This is a genomic window from Streptomyces sp. NTD107 (assembly GCF_059510435.1).
Genome location: NZ_JCAJZV010000046.1, coordinates 1 through 651, shown reverse-complemented (window position 1 = coordinate 651; position 651 = coordinate 1). Strand labels below are relative to the sequence as shown.

The 651-nt window shown below is 69.4% G+C and carries 1 protein-coding gene; it reads left to right on the top strand.

Features of this window, described 5'->3' with window-relative positions:
- Positions 1–651, top strand: a 651-nt coding sequence (locus AC5WRL_RS28100) for a S8 family serine peptidase (protein ID WP_496091499.1), incomplete at both ends; no start/stop codon positions are given.

Sequence of the window (651 nt, the reverse complement as noted above, 5' to 3'; positions counted from 1 at the left end):
GCCGATGTGCCCCAGGGTTTCATCGCCAACGCCGACGCCCCCGGCACGATAGAGGACAGCTACATCGTCATACTCGATGACTCGACGTTCTCCGCGGCCTCCGCCGCCGCCGAGAACCTCGCGGACAAGTACGACGCCGAGATCATCACCACCTACGAACACGCCCTCAACGGCTACGAGATCCAGGCCAGCGAGGCCGACGCCCTCGCCCTGTCCACCCACCCGGCCGTCAAGGAAGTCGTCGCCAACCAGGTCTTCACCATCGACGCCACCCAGGTCAACCCGCCCTCGTGGGGCCTGGACCGCATCGACCAGCCGACCCTCCCGCTCAACCAGACCTACAACTACCCCGACTCGGCCGGCGCCGGCACCACGGTCTACGTCATCGACACCGGCATCCGCACCACCCACGCCGACTTCGGCGGCCGGGCCTCCTTCGGCTACGACTACTGGGGCGGCAACGCCAGCGACGGCAACGGCCACGGCACCCACGTCGCCTCCACCGCCGCCGGCACCGCCTACGGCGTCGCCAAGCGCGCCAACATCGTCGCCGTCAAGGTCCTCAACGACGCCGGCAGCGGCACCACCGCCTCCGTCGTCGGCGGCATCGACTGGGTCACCGCCAACCACTCCGGCCCCTCCGTCGCCAAC